Source organism: Massilia sp. P1_C10, assembly GCF_056406475.1.
Genome location: NZ_JBFUAC010000001.1, coordinates 589,268 through 612,351 on the forward strand (window position 1 = coordinate 589,268; position 23,084 = coordinate 612,351).

Here is a 23,084-nt window from a genome sequence, read left to right on the forward strand (position 1 = left end):
TTCACATGATTTTTCAAGCTGCACCGTTTCGCGCGCGCGCCGTTCGCCCGCTCGCCATCGCCATTTCCCTCTGCTTCGCCGCCCCCGCGGTCTGTGCTCAAGACATCCCGTCGGTGCAGGTCACCGGCTCGCGTTTCGTCAGCATCCCCGAACTGGCGCCGATCGGCGCCACCGTCATCACCGCCGACGAAATCCGCCGCGCCGGCGTGGGCGACGTCAACCAGGCGATCCGCAAGATCGGCGGCGTCGTGGCGCGCCAGAGCCTCGACTCGAGCCCGGACTTCTCGCTCGACCTGCGCGGCTTCGGCGCCAACAGCGGCCAGAACATGGTGGTCATGCTCGATGGCGTGCGCATGAGCGAGAACGAGCTGGCCAGCCCGGTGCTGTCGACCATCCCGATCGAAACGGTCGAGCGCATCGAGATCGTCCGCGGCGGCAGCGCCGTTCTGTATGGCGAAGGCGCCACCGCCGGCGTGATCCAGATCGTCACCAAGCGGCCCGGCAAGGACGGCGGGCGCGGCTCGGTCAGCGCCGAAGTCGGCCAGTTCAAATCGCACGACGTGCGCGCATCGGCCTCGCGCAGCTTCGGCGCCGTCTCGCTCGACGCGGCGATCGCCAACCAGGCCACCGACAACTACCGCGCCAACGCCGACTTCCGCCAGACCGCCTTCAGCGGCGGCGCGCAATGGCTGGTGGGTGCGGGCCGCGTCGGCGTGCGCATCGACAGCGCGCGCCAGGATTCGCGCTTTCCGGGTTCGTTGACCCTGGCGCAGTTCCAGGCCGACCCGCGCCAGACCAAAACGCCCAACGACTTCGGTTCGCTCGACTCGGATCGCGTCAGCGCCTTCCTCGAACAGCGCCTCGGCGGCGTCGACCTCGCGGCCGAACTGTCGCACCGCGAGAAGACCGTCAAGTCCCATTACGTATCGAGCTTCGGCATCACCGACCTGTCGTACGACAGCGAGCAGACCCAGTTCTCGCCGCGCCTGCGCCACCTCGCGCAATTCGGCGGCATGCTCAACGAAGCGATCGGCGGCGTCGACCTGATTCGCTGGAAGCGCGTGACCCACAGCGACTTCTCGGCCGCCGATGCGCGCCAGGATTCGAAAGCGTTCTACCTGCGCGATGAAGTGCGCTGGGACGCCGCCCATAACGGCCGCTTGTCGGCCGGCGCGCGGCGCGAAGTGTTCGACAAGGATTACGCCGATCCGCTCGGCTTCCCGCCGGTGAACGAGTCCACCTCGCAATCCCAAAATGCCTGGGACGTCCAGGGCAGCTACGACGTGCTGCCGCACGTGACGCTGCACGCCAAAGCGGGGCAGAGCTACCGCATGGCCAACGCCGACGAGAACAGCTACCGTTCGTCGATTACCGTGCTGAACGCGCAGACCTCGCACGACCTCGAAGCCGGCGTCACCGTGGGCAGCGCAGGGCGCCAGATCGGCGTGCGCGCGTTCCGCCACAAGCTGACCAACGAGATTTTCTTCGATCCGACGCTGGGCTTCGGCGGCATCAACACCAACCTCGATCCGACCCGCCGCGAAGGCGTGGAGCTCGACGCGGAGATGCGCGTCGCCGCCGACTGGCGCCTGAGCGGCCACCTGCAGCACGTGAAGGCCACCTTCACCGGCGGCCCCAACGCAGGCCGTGAAATGGTGCTGGTGCCGAAAAACCTGCTGACCGCGCGCCTGGCGTGGGCGCCGGCCGCCGGCCACAGCGCGGATGTCGGCGTGCAGTGGATCGACAGCCAGCGGTACGGCAGCGACTTCACCAACGCCTGCGCCGCGCGCATTCCGTCGCACGCCACGCTCGACGCGCGCTATGCCCGCAAGGTCGGCGCCTGGGAATTCGCGGTGTCCGGCCAGAACCTGGCGGACAAGCAGTTCTTCAGCCAGGCCTTCGGCTGCCAGTCCGGGATCTATCCCGAGAATGGCCGCCAGCTGAAACTCGCCGCCCGGTATGACTTCTAAGCGAAGCCCGCTGACGCCGCGGTTGGCCGCGGCATTGCTCTTCGCTCCGATGATGGCGCACGCCGCCATCACGGTCGTCGACGACGCCGGCCGCCAGGTCACCTTGCAGGCGCCGGCCAGGCGCATCATCTCCATGGCCCCGCACGCGACCGAACTGCTGTTCGCCGCAGGCGGGGGCGAGCGCATCGTCGGCGCGATCAACTTCAGCGACTACCCCGAAGCGGCGAAGAAGATCCCGCTGGTCGGCAGCAACGCCCAGATCGACATGGAGCGCGTGATCGCGCTGAAACCCGACCTGCTGGTGGTCTGGCAGAGCGGCAACACCGGACGCCAGCTCGAGCAGCTGGGCAAGCTCGGCATCCCGGTGTTCTACAGCGAGCCGCACAAGCTCGACCAGGTGGCCGACAGCCTGACCCGCTTCGGCCGCCTGCTCGGCACTGAAGCGGCCGCGGCGAAGTCGGCCGCCGACTATCGCGCCAGCATCGCCGGCCTTGGCGCGCGCTACGCGAAGCGGCCCAGGGTGCGCGTGTTCTACCAGATCTGGGACAAACCGATCTACACCCTCAGCGGCAAACACATCATCGACGACGCGATCCGCCTATGCGGCGGCGAAAACATCTTCGCCGGCCTGGCCGTGGTGGCGCCGTCGGTCAGCACCGAGGCGGTGCTGCAAGCCAATCCGGAAGCGATTTTCGGCGGCGACCAGCACGATCCGGGAGACGCCGGCATCGGCATCTGGAAACCCTACCGCAGCCTGCTGGCGGTCGAGCGCGGCAATATGTTCCGGCTTGAAGGCGAGTTGCTGACCCGCCCGGGGCCGCGCATGGCGCAGGGCGTGGCCCAGCTGTGCGACAAAATCGAGCTGGCGCGTCAACGCCGCAAGTAGCATCGCGTTAAAGACGTAAGCATTTGCAATATTCCAGCCGGCCACCGCAGAGATCGCTGAAAAAGTGGTAATCTCGCGGTCGTTCGCCTAACATTCATAAGGACACACATGCGTTACCTGCGATTTGCTGTAGCCGCCCTCGGACTGGCCGCCTCCGCCGCGTTTGCCTCGCCGGCCGATCCGAAGCTCGGCACCGACTACGTTCAGCTGGCCAATCCGCAACCGGTGCAAGCCGTCGGCAAGAAGGTCGAAGTCATCGAATTCTTCATGTATCACTGCCCGCATTGCAACGTGCTGGAACCATTCCTGGCCGAATGGGTCAAAAAGCGTGGCAACGACATCGTTTTCAAGCGCGTGCATATGCCGTATTCCGGCGCCAACGACCCGGAAGCGCATCTGTACCTGACGCTCGAGGCGATGGGCAAGCTCGACGAGATGCACGCCAAGGTGTTCAAGGCGATGCACGTCGACCGCGTACGCCTGAATCAGGAGCCGGTGCTGATGGACTGGATCGGCAAGAATGGCGTCGACAAGGCGAAGTTCCTGGAGGCGTGGAATTCGTTCGGCGTGATGACCAAGATGAAGCGCTTGCCGCAGATCTTGAATGCGTACAAAGTCGATTCGGTCCCGACGCTGGTGATCGATGGCCGCCTGGTGACCTCGCCGGCGCAGGTCGGCGCCAGCAATCCGAACATGGATGAAGGCGCGCTGTCGCGCGCGACGATTCAGGCGCTGGACAACATCGTGACGAAAGTAGCGAAATCGAAATGAACGACGTCGAAGGCAAAGTCCTCAACATGTACGACAAGTCCCGGCCTGTCGAGGAAGAGCTGTTCGAGACCAGTCATGTGAACCAGGTCGCCTGGACGCTGGCGGTGCTGTTTGGCGGGCTGGCGATCTGGCTGATGATCGCGCTGGTCAACGCCGAGAACCAGCGCTTCGCGCTCGAGAGCAAGAAGTGCGCCGATCCGCTGTTCAAGGGCGAGATCGACCAGAAATGCCTGGTGATGGTGCACTCGCGCGATCACTGGTGGGAGCACCTGGGTTACGCCATGACGCACGTGCGCCCGACGGCGCTCAAAAAGTAAAACAAAACTCCGCCGCGGCGGAGTTTTTCATTGGGCGGCTGCCGGCAATACGATCGTGAAGCGCGCGCCGCCCAGCGTCGATTGGTCCGCGCGGATCGTCCCGCCATGCAGTTCCACCGCCTTGCGCGCAATCGACAGTCCCAGGCCGAAGCCGCCGGTGGCGCGGTCGCGGCTGCGGTCGAGCCGGTAGAAGGGCTCGAAGATGCGATCGCGTTCCGAGTCCGGGATGCCGGGCCCATCATCCTCCACCACGATCTCGACTCCGGGTCCCACCTTGTGCGCACCCAGAATTATGCGAGATTTCGCATACTTTTCCGCATTGCGCAGCAGGTTGCCGACGGCCCGCATCAGCAGCCGCTGGTCGCCGACGAACATGCCCAGCGACGCCTCGGTATCGCAGTGGACCTCGACCTTGGGGTCTGACCCCGCGGGGTCGGACCCCGGTGTGGCGGAAACGCAGTCGGTCAGCGCCGACGCGAGGTCGAACGGTTCGGCCTGCAACTCTCCGGCGCCAATCTTCGCCATCCCCAGCAGCTCGCCCACCAGCGCGTTAAGTTCCGCCAGGTCGCCCTCCATCGCCGCGATGCGCGGTTCGAGCGACCCGTCCGGCGCCTTCGCCCGCAGCAGTTCCAGCGCAAACTCCAGCCGCGCGATCGGCGTGCGCAATTCGTGCGAGACCGAATGCAGCAGGTTCGCCTGCGATTCCACCAGGCCCTCGATGCGCCCGGCCATGTGATTGATGCGTTCGGCGAGCGGGTAGATGCTGGCGCTGGGCTTGACGGTGGCGCGCGCCGACAGCTTGCCGGCGCCAAACGCGTCGGCGACGGCCGACAGCGACTGCAGGCCCTGCCAGTGCGAGCGCGACCACAGGGCGATCGGAATCAGCAGCGCCAGCGCGACGATCAGGTAGCGCAGCGCCTCCATCTCCAGCGCGAATCCGATATCGATGGGCAGGTTTTGCGCGTGGATCACTTCCTCCGCGCTGCCGATGTAGCGTTGGCCGGCCAGGTCGACGCGCCGGAAGAACGCCTTGTTGGCGGCGTCGAGCACGACGTCGCCGCGTTCGAGCGCGGCTCGCCAATGGGCCGGGACGGCGGCGCGCGCGCGCTCGAGCGGCACCAGTTCCAGGTTGGCGCGCGACACCTCGCGCACCTTGTTCAGGCGCACCAGCCATTCGTCGGCGGGCGCCTGGTCGACATACTGTTCGAGCAGGAAGATCTCGGCCGCCGCCTGGCGCCGCGCAATGTCCTCGAGCGGATCGCCGAACAGGCGACTGATGGCAAAGTAAATGACGAAGGCGGCCGCGGTGATCGACAGCATCACCAGCACGAAGAAACGGAAGAACAGGCGATTCATGCCGCAGCCAATCTCGAAACCATCGAACTCTCCTTGGCCAGCATTGTAATCTGGAAAACGCCATTACAAATTGATGACAATTGGCCGACAAATCGCGGGTGATTCGCCGCGCGCCATCGGCTAAGCTGGCAGTATTAGAGCTTTCCGTTTGCCCGCTGGTACGCCAATGCCGGTGGGCTCTTTTTATTCGTGGCGCGTGCGGCGGCTCAGGACGGCGGGCGCGCAGGGGAGGACAAGTCATGGCCTCATCCAGCAAATTGTCCGGCGCGGCGGCGATGTCGATGCTGCTGTCGCTGGCCGCGTGCGGCGGCGGCGTGGCGCGGACCGACCGCCAGGCGGGGCAGGGCGTCGCGGCGGCCGCGCCCGCCAGCGGCATGCCGGCGCTTGCGGATTTCATCGCGATGGCGCAGGCGGCGACCTGCGCCAATCAAAGCAACCGCCTGTTCATGATCGACAAAAAAATGGTGTTCTGGGACCGCGCCGGCAGCTGCGCCGACAATAGCTACGGCCGCACTCTGTATGGCGCCACGCCGCAGCAGGTGCTGTGTTCGGTGAGCGATTCGATCGCGGGGCCGCGGACGACCTGCGGCGACGAATCGTCGCGCTCCTTGTTTACGACGATCGCCGGCAATCTCGATAAGAGCGACCTGGGGTTGGGCAGCGGGCACCAGGTCGAACCGATCGCGGTGCCGCCGCGCTAAAGGACCGGACCCCAGCCCTTAGGCCGCAGCGCGTGCAGCACCGGGGTCCGGTCCCGCGGACCTGACCCCATTTTTGAAAAAAACCGCGGCGTATTCACCGCCGCAACACCACGGAATTTGAAGGGGAGGCGACTGTCACCGTAGAATACCGGCACGCGAACTCAACCACACACCACATGAAACAGTATCTTTGCCTCGCGCTGGCGGCCGCATCGGGTGCTGCCGCGGCCCAAACGCCGGCGCTGAACCTGATGCCCGACGGCAGCCGCGACCTGTACCTCGGCCTCGGCGCCGTGTCGGCGCCGCGCTACGAAGGCGCCAGCGAGCGCAAGCTGTCCGCGTGGCCGGTGCTGCAGTTCGAGTGGAGCAACGGCGTCTTCATTTCGGGCGCGAGCGCAGGCATGCACCTGTCGAGCGCACCGTCGATCGAATACGGTCCGTTGCTCGCCCTGCAGCCGCGCCGCGACGACCGCGGCAGCGCGAGCGGCATCGGCGGCATCGACAGCGCCACCCGGGCCGGGCTGAACGCACCACCCGTGACGACGCAGCGCGCCACCCGCAGCGGCAGCGGCCTTGCCGGCATGGATGTTATCGATGCGCGCCTGCAAGCCGGCGCCTTTTTCAACATGAATCTCAGCCCACACCTTCGTTGGACCAACAAGCTGCTCGTCGGTTCCGGAAACGCGCGAAAAGGTGCGACATGGAGTGTCGGCCTGCAGCACATCGGCGCCGATCTCGCCGCGCATCACACGCTGGCGCTCAGCGCGGGGCTGACACTGGCCAACCGCCAGTACGCCCAGGCATTCTTCGGCGTGTCCGAAGCCGAGGCCGAGCGCAGCGGCTATCCACAGTACCAGGCTTCGGCCGGCGTCAAGGACATCCACCTCGACGCGCGCTGGAACTGGGCGCTGGCGCCGGCGTGGATCGTCACGTCGAACCTGCAAGCGACGCGCCTGGCGGGCAGCGCCAAACACAGCCCGCTGGTCCAGCGGCCGACCAACTTGACGGTTTCGACCGCGCTCGCCTACAGGTTCTGAACCGATGTCGCCATTCCGCTCCCTGTCCCTGATTGCCGCCTTGCTGCTGGCCGCCGGCCTGGCCGCCGCGCAGGCACAGGATGGCGAGTGGGTCAGCTATCGGGACGCGTATCGGAAGATGGTGGTATTCGAAAAATACGGCAAGCCAAAGCACCTGATCCAGAACCACCTGCAGGTGATCCCGCGCAGCCGAGGCGTGTCGCGCGAAGGGCTGCGGCTGGAGCTCGAAGGCAAGTCGACACAACTGAACCTGTCGCTCGACGCCACGGGGCGCACCGTCTTCCCGCTGGTGAAGGCCGCTTACGACGACAACGCCGCGCTGGTGCTCGATCACAATGTCGGCCAGTTCGTGGTGCGGCCGCGGGTGACGCTGGCGGTGCGCGCCGACGGCATCTACGAGGCCGCCGAATTGCGCGCGGCGTGCGAGCAGGCGCTCAACTTTGCGCGCTATGTCGATGCGTCGGCGCGCGGCCTCGCGTGCGCGGGCGTGCGCTTCGGCTTTCCGCGCAAGGGCGCCGCGCCGGCGGTGCGGATGCGCAACGGCGAAGCGGTGACGGTGCTGGCGTCAGTGGACGGACCGATCTTCGCCGACGATCCCGATGACGGCTTCCGGACCGTGCTGGTGCGCTTCACCGACTTGCCGGCGCGCGGCCAGGTGGTGACCCGGCAGGCGCCGCAGGCGATCGTACCGGTGTTCGCGAGTCAGGCCCAGGCCGTCGGCGAAAACAGGTAGCCTTCGCCCCACACCGTCTTGATTTTTTCCGAGCCGGCGTCGTCGAAGCGGCGGCGCAGCTTCGAGATGCCGTTGTCGATGCTGCGGTCGAGGCCGTCGAATTCGATGTTGCGCATCTTCTTCATCAGCGCGTCGCGCGACAGCACCTGGCCGGCGGCGCCGGCGAGGACCAGCAGCAGTTTGTATTCGGTATTACTCAGCACGCACAGTTCGCCGCGCCAGGTGACGCTGCGTTCGCTCGGCGTGATAGTCAGCGCGCCGAACACCAGCGGCTGGCCGTCGGCCACGGGTTGCGGGTTGGCCCGTCGCATCAGCGCGCGCAGGCGAGCCAGCAGCACGCGCGGCTGGACAGGCTTGTTGAGGAAATCGTCGGCGCCTTGTTCGAGTCCCGACACTTCGTCGTACGAGTCTTCGCGCGCGGTCAGAATGAGGATGGGCGCGCCGGTGATGGCGCGCAGCTGGCGGCACACCACCATGCCGTCGAGGCCGGGCAGCATCAGATCGAGCACGACGATATCGGGGGCGATCTCGGCGAAGCGCGTGAGCGCCTGGTCGCCGCGCGCGACCGTCGTCACGGCGAACTCGTAGCCGCTCAAATATTCGGTCACCAGCTCGGCGAGCCGCACATCGTCTTCCACCAGCATCACTCGGTACATGGGCAATCTCCTCGGCCGCTATTGTAGAGGAATCGCCGCGTCCGGGCCTGGGGGATAGCGCGTTGGGTGGCCAGCCATGGACCGCCGCTAATCGGCCAGCCGGGTCCCGGCCGCCACCATGTGCCGCAGCTGCGCGGGCGGCACGGCGGGGCTGAAGTAGAAACCCTGCGCCTCGTCGCATTCGTAATCGCGCAGGAAGGCAATTTGTTCGCGCGTCTCCACGCCCTCGCGATCACCTTCAGGCGCAGGCTGTGTCCCAGCGCGATGATCGCGCGCGTGATGACCGCATTGCCGTCGATCCCGATGTCGCCCAGGAAGGAGCGGTCGATCTTGATGAAGTCCACGGGGAATTTTTGCAGATAGCTCAGGCTCGAGTATCCGGTGCCGAAATCGTCGATCGACAGCCGCACCCCGAGCGCCTTGAGATGCTCGAGCGCCTCGACGGCATGCTCCGGCTGGTCCATCAGCTGGCTTTCCGTGACCTCGAATTCGAGCGAAGCTGGCGCGACCTGATGCTCGGCGAGCAGCGCGCCGAGGCGGGCTGCGAACTGTCTTTGCCGCAGCTGGCGCGCCGACAGGTTGACGGAAATGACGAAGTCCGTCACGCCGTCGGCGCGCAGGTCCTGCAGCGTCTCGCACACCTTGGACAGCACCAGCTCGCCGAGCGGGACGATCAGGCCGGTCTCCTCGGCGACCGGGATGAAGCGGCCGGGAAGAATCACGCCCTGCTCGGGATGGCTCCAGCGCACCAGCGCTTCGGCGCCGACCACCTTGCCGGAGCGCAGGTCGACCTTGGGCTGGTAGCCGACCACCATTTCGTCGCCCTGGATCGCGCGGCTCAGGCTCGCCTCGAGCAGCAGCTGGTCGTGCATCGCCCGGTTCAGCTCGGCCGAATAGAACTGGCAGTTGTTCTTGCCCATGGTCTTGGCGTGGTACATGGCGGCGTCGGCCGCGCGCATGACCCGTTCGGCGCTGTCGCCGTCGCGCGGGAACAGGCTGACGCCGATGCTCACGCCCGGCAGGATGGCGTTGCCGTCGACAGTCACCGGCGCGCCGACCGTCTGGCGGATGCGCTCGACCAGCTCGGCCAGCTGGGTTTCGCTAGGCTCGTCGTTGATGACCAGGACGAATTCGTCGCCGCCGACGCGCGCGACGGTATCGTCCTCGCGCACGCTGTCGCGCAGGCGCCCGGCAATCTCGCGCAGCACCGTGTCGCCGGCCTCATGACCGAAGGTGTCGTTGATGTACTTGAAGTTGTCGAGGTCGAGGAAGGCGACCGCGCCCAGCGAACCGGCGCCGGCCGCGCGCTCGATCGCCAACTGCAGCCGTTCGTGCAGCAGGGTGCGGTTGGCCAGGCCGGTCAGCGGATCGTGATGGGCCAGGTGCTGCAAGCGCCGCTCGGAGTGCTTGGCCTCGGTGATGTCGTTGATGACGCCGACAAAATGCGTCACCTCGCCATGGGTGTTGGCCACCGGGTCGATGCGCAGGTCGCTCCAGAAGACCTCGCCATTTTTCCTGGCGTTGCGCAATATTGCGTGCACGCTCTCATGGCGCGTGAGGGCCTGGCGGATGCGCGCATGCTCGTGCACGTCGCAGCCTTCGATCCGCATGAAGCGCGGATCGCGCCCCTTGATTTCCTGCAGCGTGTAGCCGGTAATGTGCTCGAACGCAGGATTGACGTACTCGATCGGGAATTGATGGTCCTTGCAACAGGTAATCACAATCGCGTTGACGCTGGAGGAGATGGCGCGCTCGCGCAGCAGCAGGCTCAATTCGGTTTCCTTGCGTGCGGAAATGTCCAGGCCGGTGCCGAACACGCAGGGTATGCTGCCGAGGCTGGTGCGGGCGCAGTGAAACAGGCAGGCCGTGCGCTTGCCATGCGTGCCGACCAGTTCGGCTTCATGCGACGAGTGGCCCTGCTCGAACGCGGCGAGGATGCTCTGGAAGATCGACTCCCGTTCCTGTTCGTCGAAGAACTGCTGCACATTGACCGTGGGCATTTCCTCGCTCGTCATTTCGAGCACTGTTTCGAGCTGGCTGTTCCACAGCATCAGGTGGCCGCTCTGGTCGATGACGTAGAACACGCAGGGCAGGCCTTCGATGATGTCGCTTACCGGCAGGTCCTGGATCAGCGCGTAGCGCGGCGCCGCGACGCCGGCACGCGGGCCGACGATGACGCTGAACGAATCGAACTGGTCGGCAGCCAGCGATTGCGGCGCGATCGTGACCCTGACCGGGATGCGCCTGCCGTCCCGGCTGGTCAGGTGGCCGGTGGCTTCCGCTTCGCCCGCCAGCGGGAAGGCCGGAGCGTTCGCGTCACCTTCGTCGAAGGCGATGATTCGATCCAGCCGGCTTCCGGCGATGTCCGACGCGGTGTAGCCCGCCATCTTTTCGCAGGCCTTGTTCCAGCTCTGGATAGTGCCGGCCGCATCGACAACGAAGACGGCAATCGGCAACGGCGAGACGTCCACCCGGTCCTCCTCCGCGCCCGTGGGGAGAAAAAAGCGCTGAAGAGGAATGATATCGCAGCACCATCCGGCGAGTGCGAAATTGATTTCAGTCGTGCAGCGCCTGGGGCGCCATGAAAAACGGCCCGCGCAAGGCGGGCCGTCAGGATGGATGCCGCGGGAATCAGGCCGCGTTCTTGGCAGCCGCGTCCCAGTTGACCAGGTTCCAGAAGCCTTCGACATACTTGGCGCGCGCGTTGCGGTAGTCGATGTAGTAGGCGTGCTCCCAGACGTCGCAGGTCAGCAGCGGCTTGTCGCCGGTCGTCAGCGGGCAGCCGGCGTTCGAGGTGTTGACGATGTCGACGCCGCCGTCGGCCTTTTGCACCAGCCAGGTCCAGCCCGAACCGAAATTGCCCAGCGCCGACTTGGTGAACTCTTCCTTGAACTTGTCGAACGAGCCCCACTTGGCGTTGATCGCGTCAGCAACCTTGCCGGTTGGCGCGCCGCCCCCGGCCGGCTTCATGCCGTTCCAGTAGAAGGTGTGGTTCCACACTTGCGCCGCATTGTTGAAGATGCCGCCGGACGATTTCTTGACGATCTCTTCCAGGGACATGTTCTCGAACTCGGTGCCCTTGATCAGGTTGTTCAGGTTGGTCACATAGGTAGCGTGGTGCTTGCCGTAGTGGTACTCGAGCGTCTCTTTGGAAATGGTCGGCGCCAGGGCGTCCATCGCGTACGGCAGGGGGGGCAGTGTATGTTCCATGTCTTGTCCTTTTGTTGATTGGAAACGCGTTGATAATACTGAAACGACGCTTATTGTAAAACGGATGCTGCTTCGCTGCTGATTTGTTCGCGCCGCTTATTCGAGCAATCCCTGCACGCTCGCCACGCCCACTTCGGCGCTGCCTTCGGCCAGCCGCACCGTCAGCGTGTCCTTGACCTTGATCGCGTCCGGCGAACGCAGCACGCGGCCCGCACTGTCGCTGACGATGGCGTAGCCGCGCTCGAGCGTGCGCTGCGGATTGAGCAGCTCGAGCTGCGCCGCCAGTGCGCCCAGCGCGTGGCGGCGCGCGCCGAGCTGGCCGGCGAAGCTGGCGCCCAGGTGGCGCTGCTGCGAAGCGATCTCGGCGCGCCGGCCGCGCACGTCGGGCCGGTGGCGCGACCAGCGCGCGCGCAGCTGCTCCAGCGCGAAGCTGTGGCGATTCACCGGCGCGCGCACCGCGTGCGTCATCGCCGTCGACAGCGCCAGCAGCTGCAGGCGCTGGTGGCCGATCCGCGCCGACGGGCTTTGCAGCCGCCGCGCCCACGAGTCCAGGGTCAGGTTCGCTTCCGACAGGGTGCGCCGCATCGCGCGCTTGAGGTCGATGCAGTCGGCCGACAGCGACGCCATCCAGTCGGCGCGCGGCGTCGCGGCCAGTTCGGCCGCCGCGGTCGGCGTCGCCGCGCGCACGTCGGCGGCGAAGTCGGCGATGGTGAAGTCGGTCTCGTGGCCCACGCCGGAAATCACCGGCATGGCGCAATCGGCGATCGCGCGCGCCACGATCTCTTCGTTAAAGCTCCACAGGTCTTCGATCGAGCCGCCGCCGCGGCACACCAGCAGCACGTCGACCTCGGCGCGCCGCGAGGCGCTATGGATGGCGCCGGCAATCCGCTCGGCCGCGCCCTGGCCCTGAACCGGGCTCGGATACAGCACGATGCGCACGTGCGGCGCGCGCCGCTTGAGCGCGCTGAGGATGTCGCGCAGGGCCGCCGCCTGCGGGCTGGTGACGATGCCGATGCTGCGCGTGAACAACGGAAGAGGGCGCTTGCGCTCGTCGTCGAACAGCCCCTGCGCGCCCAGCTTTTCCTTGAGCCGCAGGAAGGCCTCGAACAGGGCGCCGACGCCGGCGCGCCGGATCGCTTCCACATTGATCTGGTAATCGCCGCGCGCGCCGTACAGCGTGACCAGCGCGCGCACCTCGACCTTGTCGCCTTCGCGCGGGATGAAGCCGGCGTACTGGGCGCGGCCGCGGAACATCACCGCGCGCACCTGGGCCGCGTCGTCCTTCAGCGTGAAGTACCAGTGGCCGGAACTGGCCTTGGTGAAATTCGAAATCTCGCCGCCAATCCACTGCAGCGGAAAACTGCGCTCGAGCAGGCGCGCGACCTGCTGGTTCAGCGCGGTGACCGTCAGGACCGGGGGGGCGGCGATGGGAGCATCGGAGTCGAAGAGGCTGTGCATGGGGGGGATCTGTCCACAAAAATTTCTGGCGGTCATGCTTATGTCACAAATTACCGCATACTTCAAGCATTTCTTGTCAAGTGACTGATTTTAAAAGAGAAATCGTCGTGCCTTAATTTCTCGCAAGAACGAAAAAGCCTTACGGATCAAGGACTTTGGCGGTCCCCGACCTACTTGCTCACAAAGTTGTCCACACTTTCTGTGACAAAGCGCAGGTCAGTGCAGCGGTGGAAAATCAGCGCCGGTCGCTGCTTACTTCTTGAGCACGGAGCAATTTCTCAATGGAATCAACGACTTCGCTTCGGCGCCGCGCCATTGCTCACAATCTTATCCACAAAAGATGTGCAGAAAGCCGCAGCCGACATGAATCGCCGAGCAAAAGAGCATGACACAAGCAGGATTTTTGTGGTTTTCTCCACAAAAACCTCACCTGCCTTGTTTTTGCGCAAGGTAAAAATATGCAGATGAATCAAGGGGATGGAGTGGCCTTGAGCGCATTGCGCACAATCTTATCCACAAAAGCTGTGCAGAACATCGCCGCTCGGAATGGAAGCGTGGCAAACTCTTTGGATTGCCGGATTTCTCGCAAGAATTGCCCGCTGCCTTGTTTTTGCGCACTGCTAAATTTCCCTTTGGAATCAAGGCGCTTGCATTCAGTCGAAGTGTTTGCGCACATTCTTATCCACACAATCTGTGCAGAACGGCCGTTCCTTCGGCGTTTGACTTCTACCGAATGAAATGATGCGTGCGGGGATCAGTTCCGGGCGTTTCAAGGCCAAAGTTGGACGAAAGCAATTTCCGATGTCGATTTCCTCCCTTGCCTGAATTTCGCGCAGTAGGATTTTTCCTATATGAATCAAGGCGCTTTCCTACAGTCAAAGTTCTTGCGCACAATCTTATCCACAAAAAATGTGCAGAACGGTGGACAAGCCAGGCCACCGAACGAAATTAACGAGTATCGGCGAAAACAGCTGATGAAGTGACCGGGTGTGGGTGGCTTGGGCATCAAAACATCCCCTCGCAAGGCGTTTAAGACGACGATTTCTCCACCTGCCTTGTTTTTACGCACCAGCATTTTCCTCTTTAAAATCAACGGCCTTTCCTAGAGTCAAATTCCTTGCTCACAATGTTGTCCACAGAAGATGTGCAGAACTGTGCATACATCCGTTCATTGCCCCGCACCAACGCGGGCACTGGTCCGCACGGACCTTACCCCAGCTTCTTGTCCGCCTTGGACAGCCACGGGTATTTGACGACAAACGGCACATAAATCCTTATCGCGGCAAGAAACACCAAACAAAACCTCGCGCTGACGCGAATTTCTTCAACATTCCACGACCTGCCTCGTTTTTGCGCAGCAAGACTTTTCCCTTTGGAATCAACGGTCTTTCCTACAGTTAAATTCCTTGCGCACAATCTTATCCACAGAAGATGTGCAGAACTATACTTGCCGTTCAGCTGGCAACACGTTACATTGCCGCATTCACCAGTTCGCCGTTCCACCTCATATTCAGGAGTTCCTTTGCTCGCCATTCTTCAAGCTGCAGGTTGGCCAATCTGGCTGTTGCTGATCGCCTCCGTCGTCGCCCTGGCCCTGATTTTCGAACGCATGATTTACCTGCGCCGGGCCAAGATCCTGCCGAAGCAACTGCTCGCCGAGGTGATCCGCGTCTACCATAACGGCCAGGTCACGCCCGACATCATCGACAAGCTCGAACACAGCTCGCCGCTCGGCGCCGTGCTGGCCGCCGCGCTGCGCAACATCGATGCGCCGCGCGACGTGATGAAAGAGTCGATCGAGGAGGCCGGCCGCGGCGTCGCCCACGTGCTCGAGCGCTTCCTGACCACGCTCGGCACCATCGCTTCGCTGGCGCCGCTGATGGGCCTGTTCGGCACCGTGGTCGGCATGATCGAGATCTTCGGCGCGCAAAATTCCACCGGCACCAATCCGGCCCAGCTGGCGCACGGCATTTCGGTGGCGCTGTACAACACCGGCTTCGGCCTGGCCATCGCCATGCCGGCCCTGGTGTTCTACCGTCACTTCCGCGCCCTCGTCGATTCCTTCATCATCGACATGGAACTGCAGGCGGTGAAATTTGTCGACGTCGTCCACGGTGCCCGCAAATGATCGATTTCCGGCGCGGCAAGAAACGCGAGGATCCGGAGATTAACCTGATCCCGTTCATCGACGTGCTGCTCGTGGTGCTGATCTTCCTGATGGTCACCACTACCTACAGCAAGTTCACCGAACTGCAAATCACGCTGCCGACCGCCGACGCCGAGAAGGCGCTCGACCGGCCGTTCGAGATCAACGTCACCGTCGACGCCAAGGGCAACTACACGGTCAACAACCAGCCGGTGTCGTTCCACACGGTGGCCGGCCTGGCCGACGACCTGAAGGCGGCGGCGAAAGCGGGACAGCCGAACGCGACCGCGGCAAACAGCCCGGTGGTGATCGTCAACGCCGACCAGTTCGCCATGCACCAGATGGTGATCAACGTGCTCGAAGCGGCGCGCCTGGCCGGCTACGACAAGCTGACCTTCGCGGCCCAGACCGCCGGCAAGAAGTAAGCCACGCGGGCGAACCGGTTTCGCCCGCCCGCGCATGCCCGCATCCAACCATTCCCTCGAAGCGATCCTGAGCCGCGCCTGGCTGCGGCGCGGCGCGCTGGCGCTGGCACTGTGGCCGCTGTCGCTGCTGTTCTGCGCGCTCTCAAGCCTGCGCGTGCTGCTGTTCCGCGCCGGCATCCTGAAGTCGCACAAGCTGCCCGTGCCGGTCATCGTCGTCGGCAACATCTTCATCGGCGGCACCGGCAAGACCCCGCTGACGATCTGGCTGGCCGAGACCCTGCGCGGCGCCGGCTTCACGCCCGGAATCATCTCGCGCGGCCATGGCGGCGATGGCAGCCTGGCGCGCGAAGTGACCGCCGATGCGAACGCCGCCGACGTCGGCGACGAGCCCCTGCTGATCGCCCGCCGCAGCGGCTGCCCGGTGATGGTCGGCCGCGACCGGCCGCAGGCGGGCAGGGCGCTGCTGGCGGCGCACCCGAACGTGGACGTCATCATCAGCGACGACGGCCTGCAGCACTACGCCCTGCAGCGCGACGTCGAGATCGTGCTGTTCGACGGCCGCGGCGCCGGCAACGGCTGGCTGCTGCCCGCCGGCCCGCTGCGCGAACCGGTCTCGCGCCGCCGCGACTTCACCGTCGTCAACGCGCCGCACAGGGTGGACAACATCGGCGGCAAGGCGTTCCGCATGCAGCTGGCCGGCAAATTCGCCGAGCAGTTGCGGGCGCCGGCCGAGCGGGTCGAACTGGCCGCGCTCAAGGGCAATCGCATCGCTGCCGCCGCCGGCATCGGCAACCCCGGCCGCTTTTTCGCCATGCTGCGCGCCGAGGGCCTCGACTTCGCCGAGCTGCCGCTGCCGGACCACCACGACTTCCTCGACCAGCCGTTCGCGCGGGTCGACGCCGACATCATCCTGATCACCGAGAAGGATGCAGTAAAATGTAGGCAAATTGAAAATCTCAGCAACGACCCGAGACTGTGGGTCGTTCCGGTGACGGCGCAGTTGGACGCCGCGCTGGCCGAACAAATTGTGGAGAAATGTCGTGGATGCTCGACTGCTTGATATCCTGGTCTGCCCGCTGTGCAAGGGACCGCTCGAATATGACAAGAAGGCGCAGGAACTGATCTGCAAGGGCGACCGCCTGGCTTACCCGGTGCGCGACGGCATCCCCATCATGTGGGTGGACGAGGCGCGCAAGGTAGAACCGGTGTGAAGTTCACCGTCATCATCCCGGCACGCCTGGCCTCGACCCGGCTGCCGAGCAAGCCGCTCGCCGACCTGGGCGGCAAGCCGATGGTGGTGCGGGTCGCCGAACGCGCCGCCGAATCGGGCGCCAGCCGCATCATCGTCGCCACCGACCACGCCGACATCGCCGCTGCCTGCAGCGCGCATGGCGTCGAAGTGTGCATGACGCGCAGCGACCATCCATCCGGCACCGACCGCATCGCCGAAGTGGCGCGCGCGCTGAACCTGGCGCCGGACGAGGTGGTGGTCAACCTGCAGGGCGATGAGCCGCTGATCGACCCAATGCTGCTGGCCGCCTGCGCCAGCCGCATCTCGGTGGACGTCCCGATGGCCACCTGCGCCCATCCGATCGGCCAGGCCGCCGACGTGTTCAATCCGAACGTGGTGAAGGTCGTGCTGGACAAGGCCGGCCGCGCGCTGTATTTCTCGCGCGCCGCGATTCCGTGGCACCGCGACGGTTTCGCCCAGTCGCAGGGGACGCTGCCGGCCGGCTACGCGCCGCTGCGCCACATCGGCCTGTATGCCTACAGCAACGCCTTCCTGCAACTGTACCCGGGCCTGGAACCGGCGCCGCTGGAAGCGGTCGAAGCTCTTGAGCAGTTGCGCGTGCTGTGGCACGGCTATCCGATCGCCGTGCACGTCACCGACGCCGCGCCGGCTGCCGGCGTCGACACGCCGGAGGACCTGGAACGCGTGCGCCGCCACTACCTCGCATGAACCAGGCGCAAGAAAATAAATAACCGGCAACTTTGATATTGGCGTTGAGCGTGACTTTTGTGGTAAGTTTCGTTCCAAGGTAGTCAGATATGCATCAACGCTCGGTGCCACCAAAAAAATTATTCAACATCTGTTTTAGGACTTTTCATGCGTCTCATTCTGTTAGGTGCACCCGGCGCCGGCAAAGGCACCCAGGCTAACTTCATCAAGGAAAAATTCAATATTCCCCAGATTTCCACCGGCGACATGCTGCGCGCAGCCATCAAGGCCGGCACCGACCTCGGCATGGCTGCCAAAAAAGTCATGGACGCGGGCGGCCTGGTGTCGGACGACATCATGATCGGCCTGGTCAAGGACCGCCTGCAGGACGCGGACTGCGCCAACGGCTACCTGTTCGACGGCTTCCCGCGCACCATCGCGCAGGCCGACGCCATGAAGGACGCCGGCATCAATGTCGACTACGTGCTGGAAATCGACGTGCCGGACGAGTCGATCGTCGAGCGCATGAGCGGGCGCTGGTCGCATCCGGGCTCGGGCCGCGTGTACCACACCAAATTCAATCCGCCAAAAGTGGACAAGCTCGACGACGTCACCGGCGAACCGCTGATCCAGCGCGACGACGACAAGGCCGAGACGGTCATGAAGCGCCTCGCGGTCTACCACAGCCAGACCGAAGTGCTGCTGGGCTACTACAACAAATGGTCGCAGTCCGGCTTGCCGGGCGCGCCGAAATACCGCCGCATTTCCGGTGTCGGACCTGTCGAGCAAATCCGTGACGCGGCCTTCGCGGCGCTGACGGACTAAAGCCAAAATCACCAGCGGACCTCGTGTCCGCTATTTTTTTGGCCGCTACTGATGGGCTTGCTACCGTCGCACCTGTTTTGGATTCAAAGTTTTGCAGTACGCAGTAAGGTTGACCGTCCATGTCGGACGGGCTGTCGAAGTGTGTTTTTGTGTTACTTGATAAGAAAACTAAGGGGACGAAATGGTAGCAAATTCACTGATTTTTGCAGTTGTTTGTGGACTGATAGCGGTCGTGTACGGATTGTGGTCGCGTGCCTGGATTCTTCGCCAGGATGCCGGCAACGCGCGCATGCAGGAGATCGCCCAGGCGATCCAGGAAGGGGCCGCCGCATATTTGGCGCGCCAGTATCGCACCATCGCGATCGTCGGCGTGGTGCTGTTCATTGCCATCTTCGTCCTCCTTGGATGGCAGACGGCGCTCGGATTCATGGTCGGCGCGGTGCTCTCGGGCGCGTGCGGCTTCATCGGCATGAACGTGTCGGTGCGGGCCAACGTGCGCACTGCGCAGGCGGCCACGCGCAGCATGAACGACGCGCTCGATGTCGCCTTCAAGGGCGGCGCCATCACCGGCATGCTGGTGGTCGGCCTGGGCCTCTTGGGCGTGACCCTGTTCTACTGGATGCTGACGGTGCAGGCGGCCGGCACGGCGCTCTCGGCGCATGACATCATCAAGCCGCTGATCGGCCTGGCGTTCGGCGCCTCGCTGATCTCGATCTTCGCGCGTCTTGGCGGCGGCATCTTTACCAAGGGCGCCGACGTCGGCGCCGACCTGGTTGGCAAGGTCGAAGCCGGCATTCCCGAGGACGACCCGCGCAATCCCGCGGTGATCGCCGATAACGTGGGCGACAACGTCGGCGACTGCGCCGGCATGGCCGCCGACCTGTTCGAGACTTACGTCGTCACCCTGATCGCCACCATGCTGCTGGGCGCCTTGATGTTCACCGGCGCCGACACGGGCACCGCCATGCTCTATCCGCTGCTGCTTGGCGCGGTGTCGATCATCGGCTCGATCGTCGGCTGCTCGCTGGTCAAGGCCAGGCAGGGCAAGAAGATCATGTCGGCGCTGTACACCGGCTTGTGGTGGGCCGCCGGCCTGTCGCTGGTGGGCTTCGCCGCCGTCACCTGGCACGTCTGGGCTCCCGACATGCGCATGAAGATGATGGGCTGCGCGCTGGTCGGCATCGTCCTCACCGGCCTGATGGTCTACATTACCGAGTACTACACCGGCACCGATTTCCATCCGGTGCGCCACATCGCCGAAGCATCGACGACCGGCCACGGCACCAACATCATCGCCGGCCTGGGCGTGTCGATGAAGTCGACCGCTTACCCTGTGCTGGCCGTGTGCGCCGCGATCCTCGCGTCCTACCAGATGGGCCAGTTGTACGGCATCGCGATTGCAGCGACCTCGATGCTGTCGATGGCCGGCATCATCGTCGCGCTCGACGCCTACGGTCCGATCACCGACAACGCCGGCGGCATCGCCGAGATGTCGCACATGCCTGACTCGGTGCGCGCCATTACCGATCCGCTCGACGCCGTGGGCAACACCACCAAGGCCGTCACCAAGGGCTATGCGATCGGTTCGGCCGGCCTGGCCGCGCTGGTGCTGTTCGCCGACTACACCCACGCTCTCGAAACCGCGGGCCATGTCATCTCGTTCGACCTGTCGAATCCGATGGTCATCGTCGGCCTGTTCATCGGCGGCCTGATTCCTTACCTGTTCGGCGCGATGGCGATGGAAGCGGTGGGGCGCGCTGCCGGCGCCGTGGTGGTCGAAGTGCGCCGCCAGTTCCGCGACATCAAGGGCATCATGGACGGCACCGGCAAGCCGGAGTACGACAAGGCGGTCGACATGCTGACCGCGTCGGCCATCAAGGAAATGATCATCCCGTCGCTGCTGCCGGTGCTCGTGCCGATCGTGGTCGGCATGCTGCTCGGGCCGATGGCGCTGGGCGGCCTGCTGATGGGTACCATCATCACCGGCCTGTTCGTGGCGATCTCGATGACCACCGGCGGCGGTGCGTGGGACAACGCCAAGAAGTACATCGAAGACGGCAATTTCGGCGGCAAGGGTTCCGAGGCGCACAAGGCCGCGGTGACTGGCGACACGGTGGGCGATCCGTACAAGGACACGGCTGGTCCCGCGGTCAATCCGCTGATCAAGATCATCAACATCGTCGCGCTGCTGCTGGTGCCGCTGCTGCCGATCACCGGCTGGATCGCGGTGACGCCGGCTGCGGCGCATGCGCCGGCCGTGGTGGCGCCTGCGCCTGTGGTTGCGCCGATGGCCACGCCGGCGATGCCGGCCACCGAGACAGCCGAGCCGAAGGCGCTGCCGCCTGAAGTCACGCCGCCGATGGATCCGGCGCTGACCAAGCCGATGCCGAAAAGCGAAACGGAAGAGCCGAAGCCGCTGAAGTAATTGAAGGTGGGGTCAGGTCCATTGGACCTGCCCCCGAAGTTGTCGCCGCCGCTCGATCCAACGCTGCGGCAAATCGCCATCCTGCGTCAAACCCAGGGTCAGGTCCAGCGGACCTGACCTTTTTTTTCGTTTGAAGCCAGCAGATCAGGGATATACAATGATTCTACAATGGAGGGAGCCATGGAACTTTCGATCCAGAAATGGGGCAAAAGCGCGGCGGTTCGACTCCCATCGACGCTGCTCACGCAAATAGGCGCGTCGATCGGCGATAAATTGGTGGTCGACATAAAGCCGGATGGCATGATGCTGCGACCGGCACGCAAGGCCTTCGCCCTGTCTGACCTGATGGCGCAATGTGATTTGCAGGCCGAACCACCTGCGGATCTAGCCGACTGGGGCAACATCGAGCGGGCTGGTCACGAAGCATGGTAAAGCGCCAGCATTTCAATTGTCCGGTTCGGGCACTCAGACGCAGGGAGTCGCACTGGTGAACATGGTGCGGACACTTGACCTGGCAGCGCGGCACGCGAAAAAAATCGAAGCCGCGCCGGAATTCGTCGTTGAAGATGCCTTGGCACGCTTGCGCGCGATTCTCGAAACGTGAGTTAGATCGCGGCGGCGATCGCTTTTCCCACTTCGCTAGTGCTGGCGGTCCCCCCCATGTCCGGCGTCCGCGGTCCCTCCACCAGACACTTCTCCAGCGCGTGCACGATCGCGTCATGCGCATCGGTGTGTCCCAAAAAGTCCAGCATCATCGCGCCCGACCAGATCATCGCGATCGGATTGGCGATGTTCTTGCCGTAGATGTCCGGCGCCGATCCGTGCACCGGCTCGAACAGCGACGGGAACTTGCGTTCCGGGTTCAGGCTCGCCGAAGGCGCGATGCCGATCGTGCCGGTGCACGCCGGCCCCAGGTCCGACAGGATGTCGCCGAACAGGTTCGACGCCACCACCACGTCGAAGCGCTCCGGCGACAGCACGAAGCGCGCGCACAGGATGTCGATGTGGTACTTGTCCCAGCTGACGTCGGGATACGAAGGCGCCATCGTTTCGACCCGCTCGTCCCAGTACGGCATCGAGATCGAGATGCCGTTCGACTTGGTGGCCGACGTCAGGTGCTTCTTCGGCCGCTTCCGCGCCAGCTCGAACGCGTACTTCAGGATGCGGTCGGTGCCGTGGCGGCTGAACACCGCCTGCTGCATCACCACTTCGCGTTCCGTGCCTTCGAAGCTGCGCCCGCCGACGGACGAATATTCGCCCTCGGTGTTTTCGCGCACCACGAAGAAATCGATATCGCCCGGCTTCTTGTTGGCCAGCGGGCAGGGCACGCCCGGCATCAGGCGCACCGGGCGCAGGTTCACGTACTGGTCGAACTCGCGCCGGAACTTGATCAGCGATCCCCACAGCGAAACGTGATCCGGCACCTTGGCCGGCCAGCCGACCGCGCCGAACATGATCGCGTCGAATCCTGAAAGCTGCGCGAACCAGTCGTCCGGCATCATCTGCCGTGTGCTTCGAAGTAGCCGCAGTTGGCCCACTCGAAGGTGGTGAACTCGAGGCCGATGCCGAAACGGTCTGCCGCCGCCCGCACCGCGCGCAGGCCCTCGGGCATGACTTCTTTGCCGATGCCGTCGCCGGCCAGTACCGCGATGCGGTGCGTCTTCATGCGGGTCCTTTCGAGAATGGTCTCCAATTATGCAACAAATCGCATAATTGCCGACACCAGCGACATCTCGTCCGACTCGCCCGAATGGCGCTCGCCGTTGATGAAGAAGGTCGGCGTCTCGACCACGCCCAGGTGCGTTCCGGCGGCGGCGACCTGCTCGATGCGGTCCTTGAAGCGCTGGCTCGCCAGGTCGAGGTGCAGCATCTCGACGTCGAGTCCCAGGCGTTCGCCCAGCAGCGGAATCATCGCCGGCTCGAAGCGCTCCTGCAGCGCGAACAGCGCATCGTGCATGTCCCAGAAGCGGCCCTGCGCGGCGGCCGCTTCCGCCGCCTCGGCCGCCAGTTCGGCGTACGGATGCCGGTCGGTGAGCGGGAACGGCCTGAACACGTAGCACAGCTGGCTGCCGAGCCGATGCTGCATGTCCTTCACCGCCGCGTGCGCCTTCTTGCTGAACGGGCATTGGTAGTCGCCGTATTCGACCAGTACGATGCCGGCGTCCTTGCCGCCTTGCATGTGGTCGTCGTGGTGAATCGAAACTGTCGGGCTCATGTTTACCTCTCCTT

The 23,084-nt window shown here is 64.5% G+C and carries 21 protein-coding genes and 2 pseudogenes; 16 read left to right on the forward strand and 7 right to left on the reverse strand.

The genetic code is table 11. The annotated features are described in order from the left end of the window. Positions 1-5 precede the first annotated feature (5 nt). The 4 genes from AC1D02_RS02805 to AC1D02_RS02820 all read left to right on the forward strand — a co-directional run bounded on the left by AC1D02_RS02805 (position 6) and on the right by AC1D02_RS02820 (position 3,944). Positions 6-1,970 (forward strand): TonB-dependent receptor family protein, encoded by a 1,965-nt coding sequence (locus tag AC1D02_RS02805; protein WP_477313474.1) that lies wholly within the window; start codon positions 6-8, stop codon positions 1,968-1,970. Beyond that, positions 1,960-2,856: a cobalamin-binding protein gene (locus AC1D02_RS02810; RefSeq protein ID WP_477313476.1), complete on the forward strand. Its 897-nt coding sequence runs from the start codon at positions 1,960-1,962 to the stop codon at positions 2,854-2,856. The genes AC1D02_RS02805 and AC1D02_RS02810 overlap by 11 nt, the downstream gene beginning before the upstream one ends. 108 nt (positions 2,857-2,964) lie before the next feature. Then, positions 2,965-3,627, forward strand: coding sequence for a thiol:disulfide interchange protein DsbA/DsbL (locus AC1D02_RS02815; RefSeq protein WP_477313478.1), 663 nt, complete (start codon positions 2,965-2,967; stop codon positions 3,625-3,627). Then, the gene (locus AC1D02_RS02820) at positions 3,624-3,944 is read left to right on the forward strand and encodes a hypothetical protein (RefSeq protein WP_477313480.1); all 321 of its coding nucleotides are present in this window, start codon (positions 3,624-3,626) and stop codon (positions 3,942-3,944) included. Before AC1D02_RS02815 ends, AC1D02_RS02820 begins: the two co-directional genes overlap by 4 nt. A 27-nt stretch (positions 3,945-3,971) precedes the next feature. Here AC1D02_RS02820 and AC1D02_RS02825 read toward each other — a convergent pair whose 3' ends face one another. Beyond that, positions 3,972-5,300 carry an ATP-binding protein gene (locus AC1D02_RS02825; protein WP_477313482.1) on the reverse strand — a complete coding sequence of 443 codons (1,329 nt, stop codon included), beginning with the start codon at positions 5,298-5,300 and terminating at the stop codon, positions 3,972-3,974. Positions 5,301-5,539: 239 nt separating this feature from the next. Between AC1D02_RS02825 and AC1D02_RS02830 the strand changes: the two genes are divergently transcribed. The 3 genes from AC1D02_RS02830 (at position 5,540) to AC1D02_RS02840 (ending at position 7,771) form a co-directional block, all read left to right on the forward strand. Next, entirely contained in the window at positions 5,540-6,001 is a 462-nt protein-coding gene (locus AC1D02_RS02830) for a hypothetical protein (protein ID WP_477313483.1), read from the forward strand. A 176-nt stretch (positions 6,002-6,177) separates the two neighbouring features. Next, a complete protein-coding gene (locus AC1D02_RS02835) occupies positions 6,178-7,038 on the forward strand; it encodes a MipA/OmpV family protein (protein WP_477313484.1) in 861 nt (286 codons plus the stop codon). A gap of 4 nt (positions 7,039-7,042) precedes the next feature. Further along, the gene (locus tag AC1D02_RS02840; RefSeq protein WP_477313486.1) at positions 7,043-7,771 is read left to right on the forward strand and encodes a hypothetical protein; all 729 of its coding nucleotides are present in this window, start codon (positions 7,043-7,045) and stop codon (positions 7,769-7,771) included. Here AC1D02_RS02840 and AC1D02_RS02845 read toward each other — a convergent pair. The 4 genes from AC1D02_RS02845 to xseA form a co-directional block, all read right to left on the reverse strand. Beyond that, the gene (locus tag AC1D02_RS02845; RefSeq protein WP_477313488.1) at positions 7,741-8,427 is read right to left on the reverse strand and encodes a response regulator; all 687 of its coding nucleotides are present in this window, start codon (positions 8,425-8,427) and stop codon (positions 7,741-7,743) included. The genes AC1D02_RS02840 and AC1D02_RS02845 overlap by 31 nt on opposite strands. Next, the gene (locus AC1D02_RS02850) at positions 8,415-10,898 is read right to left on the reverse strand and encodes a sensor domain-containing protein (protein WP_477313490.1); all 2,484 of its coding nucleotides are present in this window, start codon (positions 10,896-10,898) and stop codon (positions 8,415-8,417) included. Before AC1D02_RS02850 ends, AC1D02_RS02845 begins: the two co-directional genes overlap by 13 nt. Positions 10,899-11,058: 160 nt before the next feature. Beyond that, the gene (sodB, locus tag AC1D02_RS02855; protein WP_477313492.1) at positions 11,059-11,637 is read right to left on the reverse strand and encodes a superoxide dismutase [Fe]; all 579 of its coding nucleotides are present in this window, start codon (positions 11,635-11,637) and stop codon (positions 11,059-11,061) included. 96 nt (positions 11,638-11,733) lie between these two features. Then, positions 11,734-13,095 (reverse strand): exodeoxyribonuclease VII large subunit, encoded by a 1,362-nt coding sequence (xseA, locus tag AC1D02_RS02860; RefSeq protein WP_477313494.1) that lies wholly within the window; start codon positions 13,093-13,095, stop codon positions 11,734-11,736. Between the two features lie 1,522 nt (positions 13,096-14,617). Here xseA and AC1D02_RS02865 point away from each other — a divergent pair. The 9 genes and pseudogenes from AC1D02_RS02865 to AC1D02_RS02905 all read left to right on the forward strand — a co-directional run. Then, positions 14,618-15,223 carry a MotA/TolQ/ExbB proton channel family protein gene (locus AC1D02_RS02865; RefSeq protein WP_477313496.1) on the forward strand — a complete coding sequence of 202 codons (606 nt, stop codon included), beginning with the start codon at positions 14,618-14,620 and terminating at the stop codon, positions 15,221-15,223. After that, positions 15,223-15,666 carry an ExbD/TolR family protein gene (locus AC1D02_RS02870; protein ID WP_477313989.1) on the forward strand — a complete coding sequence of 148 codons (444 nt, stop codon included), beginning with the start codon at positions 15,223-15,225 and terminating at the stop codon, positions 15,664-15,666. Before AC1D02_RS02865 ends, AC1D02_RS02870 begins: the two co-directional genes overlap by 1 nt. A 34-nt stretch (positions 15,667-15,700) precedes the next feature. Further along, entirely contained in the window at positions 15,701-16,726 is a 1,026-nt protein-coding gene (lpxK, locus tag AC1D02_RS02875; protein WP_477313498.1) for a tetraacyldisaccharide 4'-kinase, read from the forward strand. Next, positions 16,707-16,877 carry a Trm112 family protein gene (locus tag AC1D02_RS02880; RefSeq protein WP_477313500.1) on the forward strand — a complete coding sequence of 57 codons (171 nt, stop codon included), beginning with the start codon at positions 16,707-16,709 and terminating at the stop codon, positions 16,875-16,877. Before lpxK ends, AC1D02_RS02880 begins: the two co-directional genes overlap by 20 nt. Then, a complete protein-coding gene (kdsB, locus tag AC1D02_RS02885) occupies positions 16,874-17,626 on the forward strand; it encodes a 3-deoxy-manno-octulosonate cytidylyltransferase (protein WP_477313502.1) in 753 nt (250 codons plus the stop codon). The genes AC1D02_RS02880 and kdsB overlap by 4 nt, the downstream gene beginning before the upstream one ends. Before the next feature lie 147 nt (positions 17,627-17,773). Then, complete coding sequence (adk, locus tag AC1D02_RS02890; protein ID WP_477313504.1) at positions 17,774-18,430, forward strand: adenylate kinase; 657 nt, start codon at positions 17,774-17,776, stop codon at positions 18,428-18,430. Between the two features lie 181 nt (positions 18,431-18,611). Next, positions 18,612-20,855, forward strand: a complete 2,244-nt coding sequence (locus tag AC1D02_RS02895; protein WP_477313506.1) for a sodium-translocating pyrophosphatase — start codon at positions 18,612-18,614, stop codon at positions 20,853-20,855. 180 nt (positions 20,856-21,035) lie between these two features. Beyond that, positions 21,036-21,287, forward strand: a complete 252-nt coding sequence (locus AC1D02_RS02900) for an AbrB/MazE/SpoVT family DNA-binding domain-containing protein (protein WP_477313508.1) — start codon at positions 21,036-21,038, stop codon at positions 21,285-21,287. A 7-nt stretch (positions 21,288-21,294) separates the two neighbouring features. Then, a pseudogene (locus AC1D02_RS02905) lies at positions 21,295-21,459 on the forward strand (type II toxin-antitoxin system ChpB family toxin); the annotation flags it as partial. Position 21,460: 1 nt separating this feature from the next. Here AC1D02_RS02905 and AC1D02_RS02910 read toward each other — a convergent pair. Together AC1D02_RS02910 and AC1D02_RS02915 are read right to left on the reverse strand one after the other, a co-directional pair. Further along, a pseudogene (locus tag AC1D02_RS02910) lies at positions 21,461-22,521 on the reverse strand (tartrate dehydrogenase). A gap of 27 nt (positions 22,522-22,548) precedes the next feature. Further along, positions 22,549-23,070, reverse strand: coding sequence for a DsbA family protein (locus AC1D02_RS02915; RefSeq protein ID WP_477313510.1), 522 nt, complete (start codon positions 23,068-23,070; stop codon positions 22,549-22,551). Between the last annotated feature and the right edge of the window lie 14 nt (positions 23,071-23,084).

Bases quoted from the DNA above. Each gene is read 5' to 3' on its own strand.
- AC1D02_RS02830 (WP_477313483.1), top strand. From the start codon at position 5,540: ATGGCCTCATCCAGCAAATTGTCCGGCGCGGCGGCGATGTCGATGCTG.
- AC1D02_RS02805 (WP_477313474.1), top strand. From the start codon at position 6: ATGATTTTTCAAGCTGCACCGTTTCGCGCGCGCGCCGTTCGCCCGCTC.
- AC1D02_RS02895 (WP_477313506.1), top strand. From the start codon at position 18,612: ATGGTAGCAAATTCACTGATTTTTGCAGTTGTTTGTGGACTGATAGCG.
- sodB (WP_477313492.1), bottom strand. From the start codon at position 11,637: ATGGAACATACACTGCCCCCCCTGCCGTACGCGATGGACGCCCTGGCG.
- AC1D02_RS02900 (WP_477313508.1), top strand. From the start codon at position 21,036: ATGGAACTTTCGATCCAGAAATGGGGCAAAAGCGCGGCGGTTCGACTC.
- AC1D02_RS02825 (WP_477313482.1), bottom strand. From the start codon at position 5,300: ATGAATCGCCTGTTCTTCCGTTTCTTCGTGCTGGTGATGCTGTCGATC.
- AC1D02_RS02915 (WP_477313510.1), bottom strand. From the start codon at position 23,070: ATGAGCCCGACAGTTTCGATTCACCACGACGACCACATGCAAGGCGGC.
- xseA (WP_477313494.1), bottom strand. From the start codon at position 13,095: ATGCACAGCCTCTTCGACTCCGATGCTCCCATCGCCGCCCCCCCGGTC.
- AC1D02_RS02810 (WP_477313476.1), top strand. From the start codon at position 1,960: ATGACTTCTAAGCGAAGCCCGCTGACGCCGCGGTTGGCCGCGGCATTG.
- adk (WP_477313504.1), top strand. From the start codon at position 17,774: ATGCGTCTCATTCTGTTAGGTGCACCCGGCGCCGGCAAAGGCACCCAG.
- AC1D02_RS02835 (WP_477313484.1), top strand. From the start codon at position 6,178: ATGAAACAGTATCTTTGCCTCGCGCTGGCGGCCGCATCGGGTGCTGCC.
- lpxK (WP_477313498.1), top strand. From the start codon at position 15,701: ATGCCCGCATCCAACCATTCCCTCGAAGCGATCCTGAGCCGCGCCTGG.
- AC1D02_RS02840 (WP_477313486.1), top strand. From the start codon at position 7,043: ATGTCGCCATTCCGCTCCCTGTCCCTGATTGCCGCCTTGCTGCTGGCC.
- AC1D02_RS02845 (WP_477313488.1), bottom strand. From the start codon at position 8,427: ATGTACCGAGTGATGCTGGTGGAAGACGATGTGCGGCTCGCCGAGCTG.
- AC1D02_RS02820 (WP_477313480.1), top strand. From the start codon at position 3,624: ATGAACGACGTCGAAGGCAAAGTCCTCAACATGTACGACAAGTCCCGG.
- AC1D02_RS02815 (WP_477313478.1), top strand. From the start codon at position 2,965: ATGCGTTACCTGCGATTTGCTGTAGCCGCCCTCGGACTGGCCGCCTCC.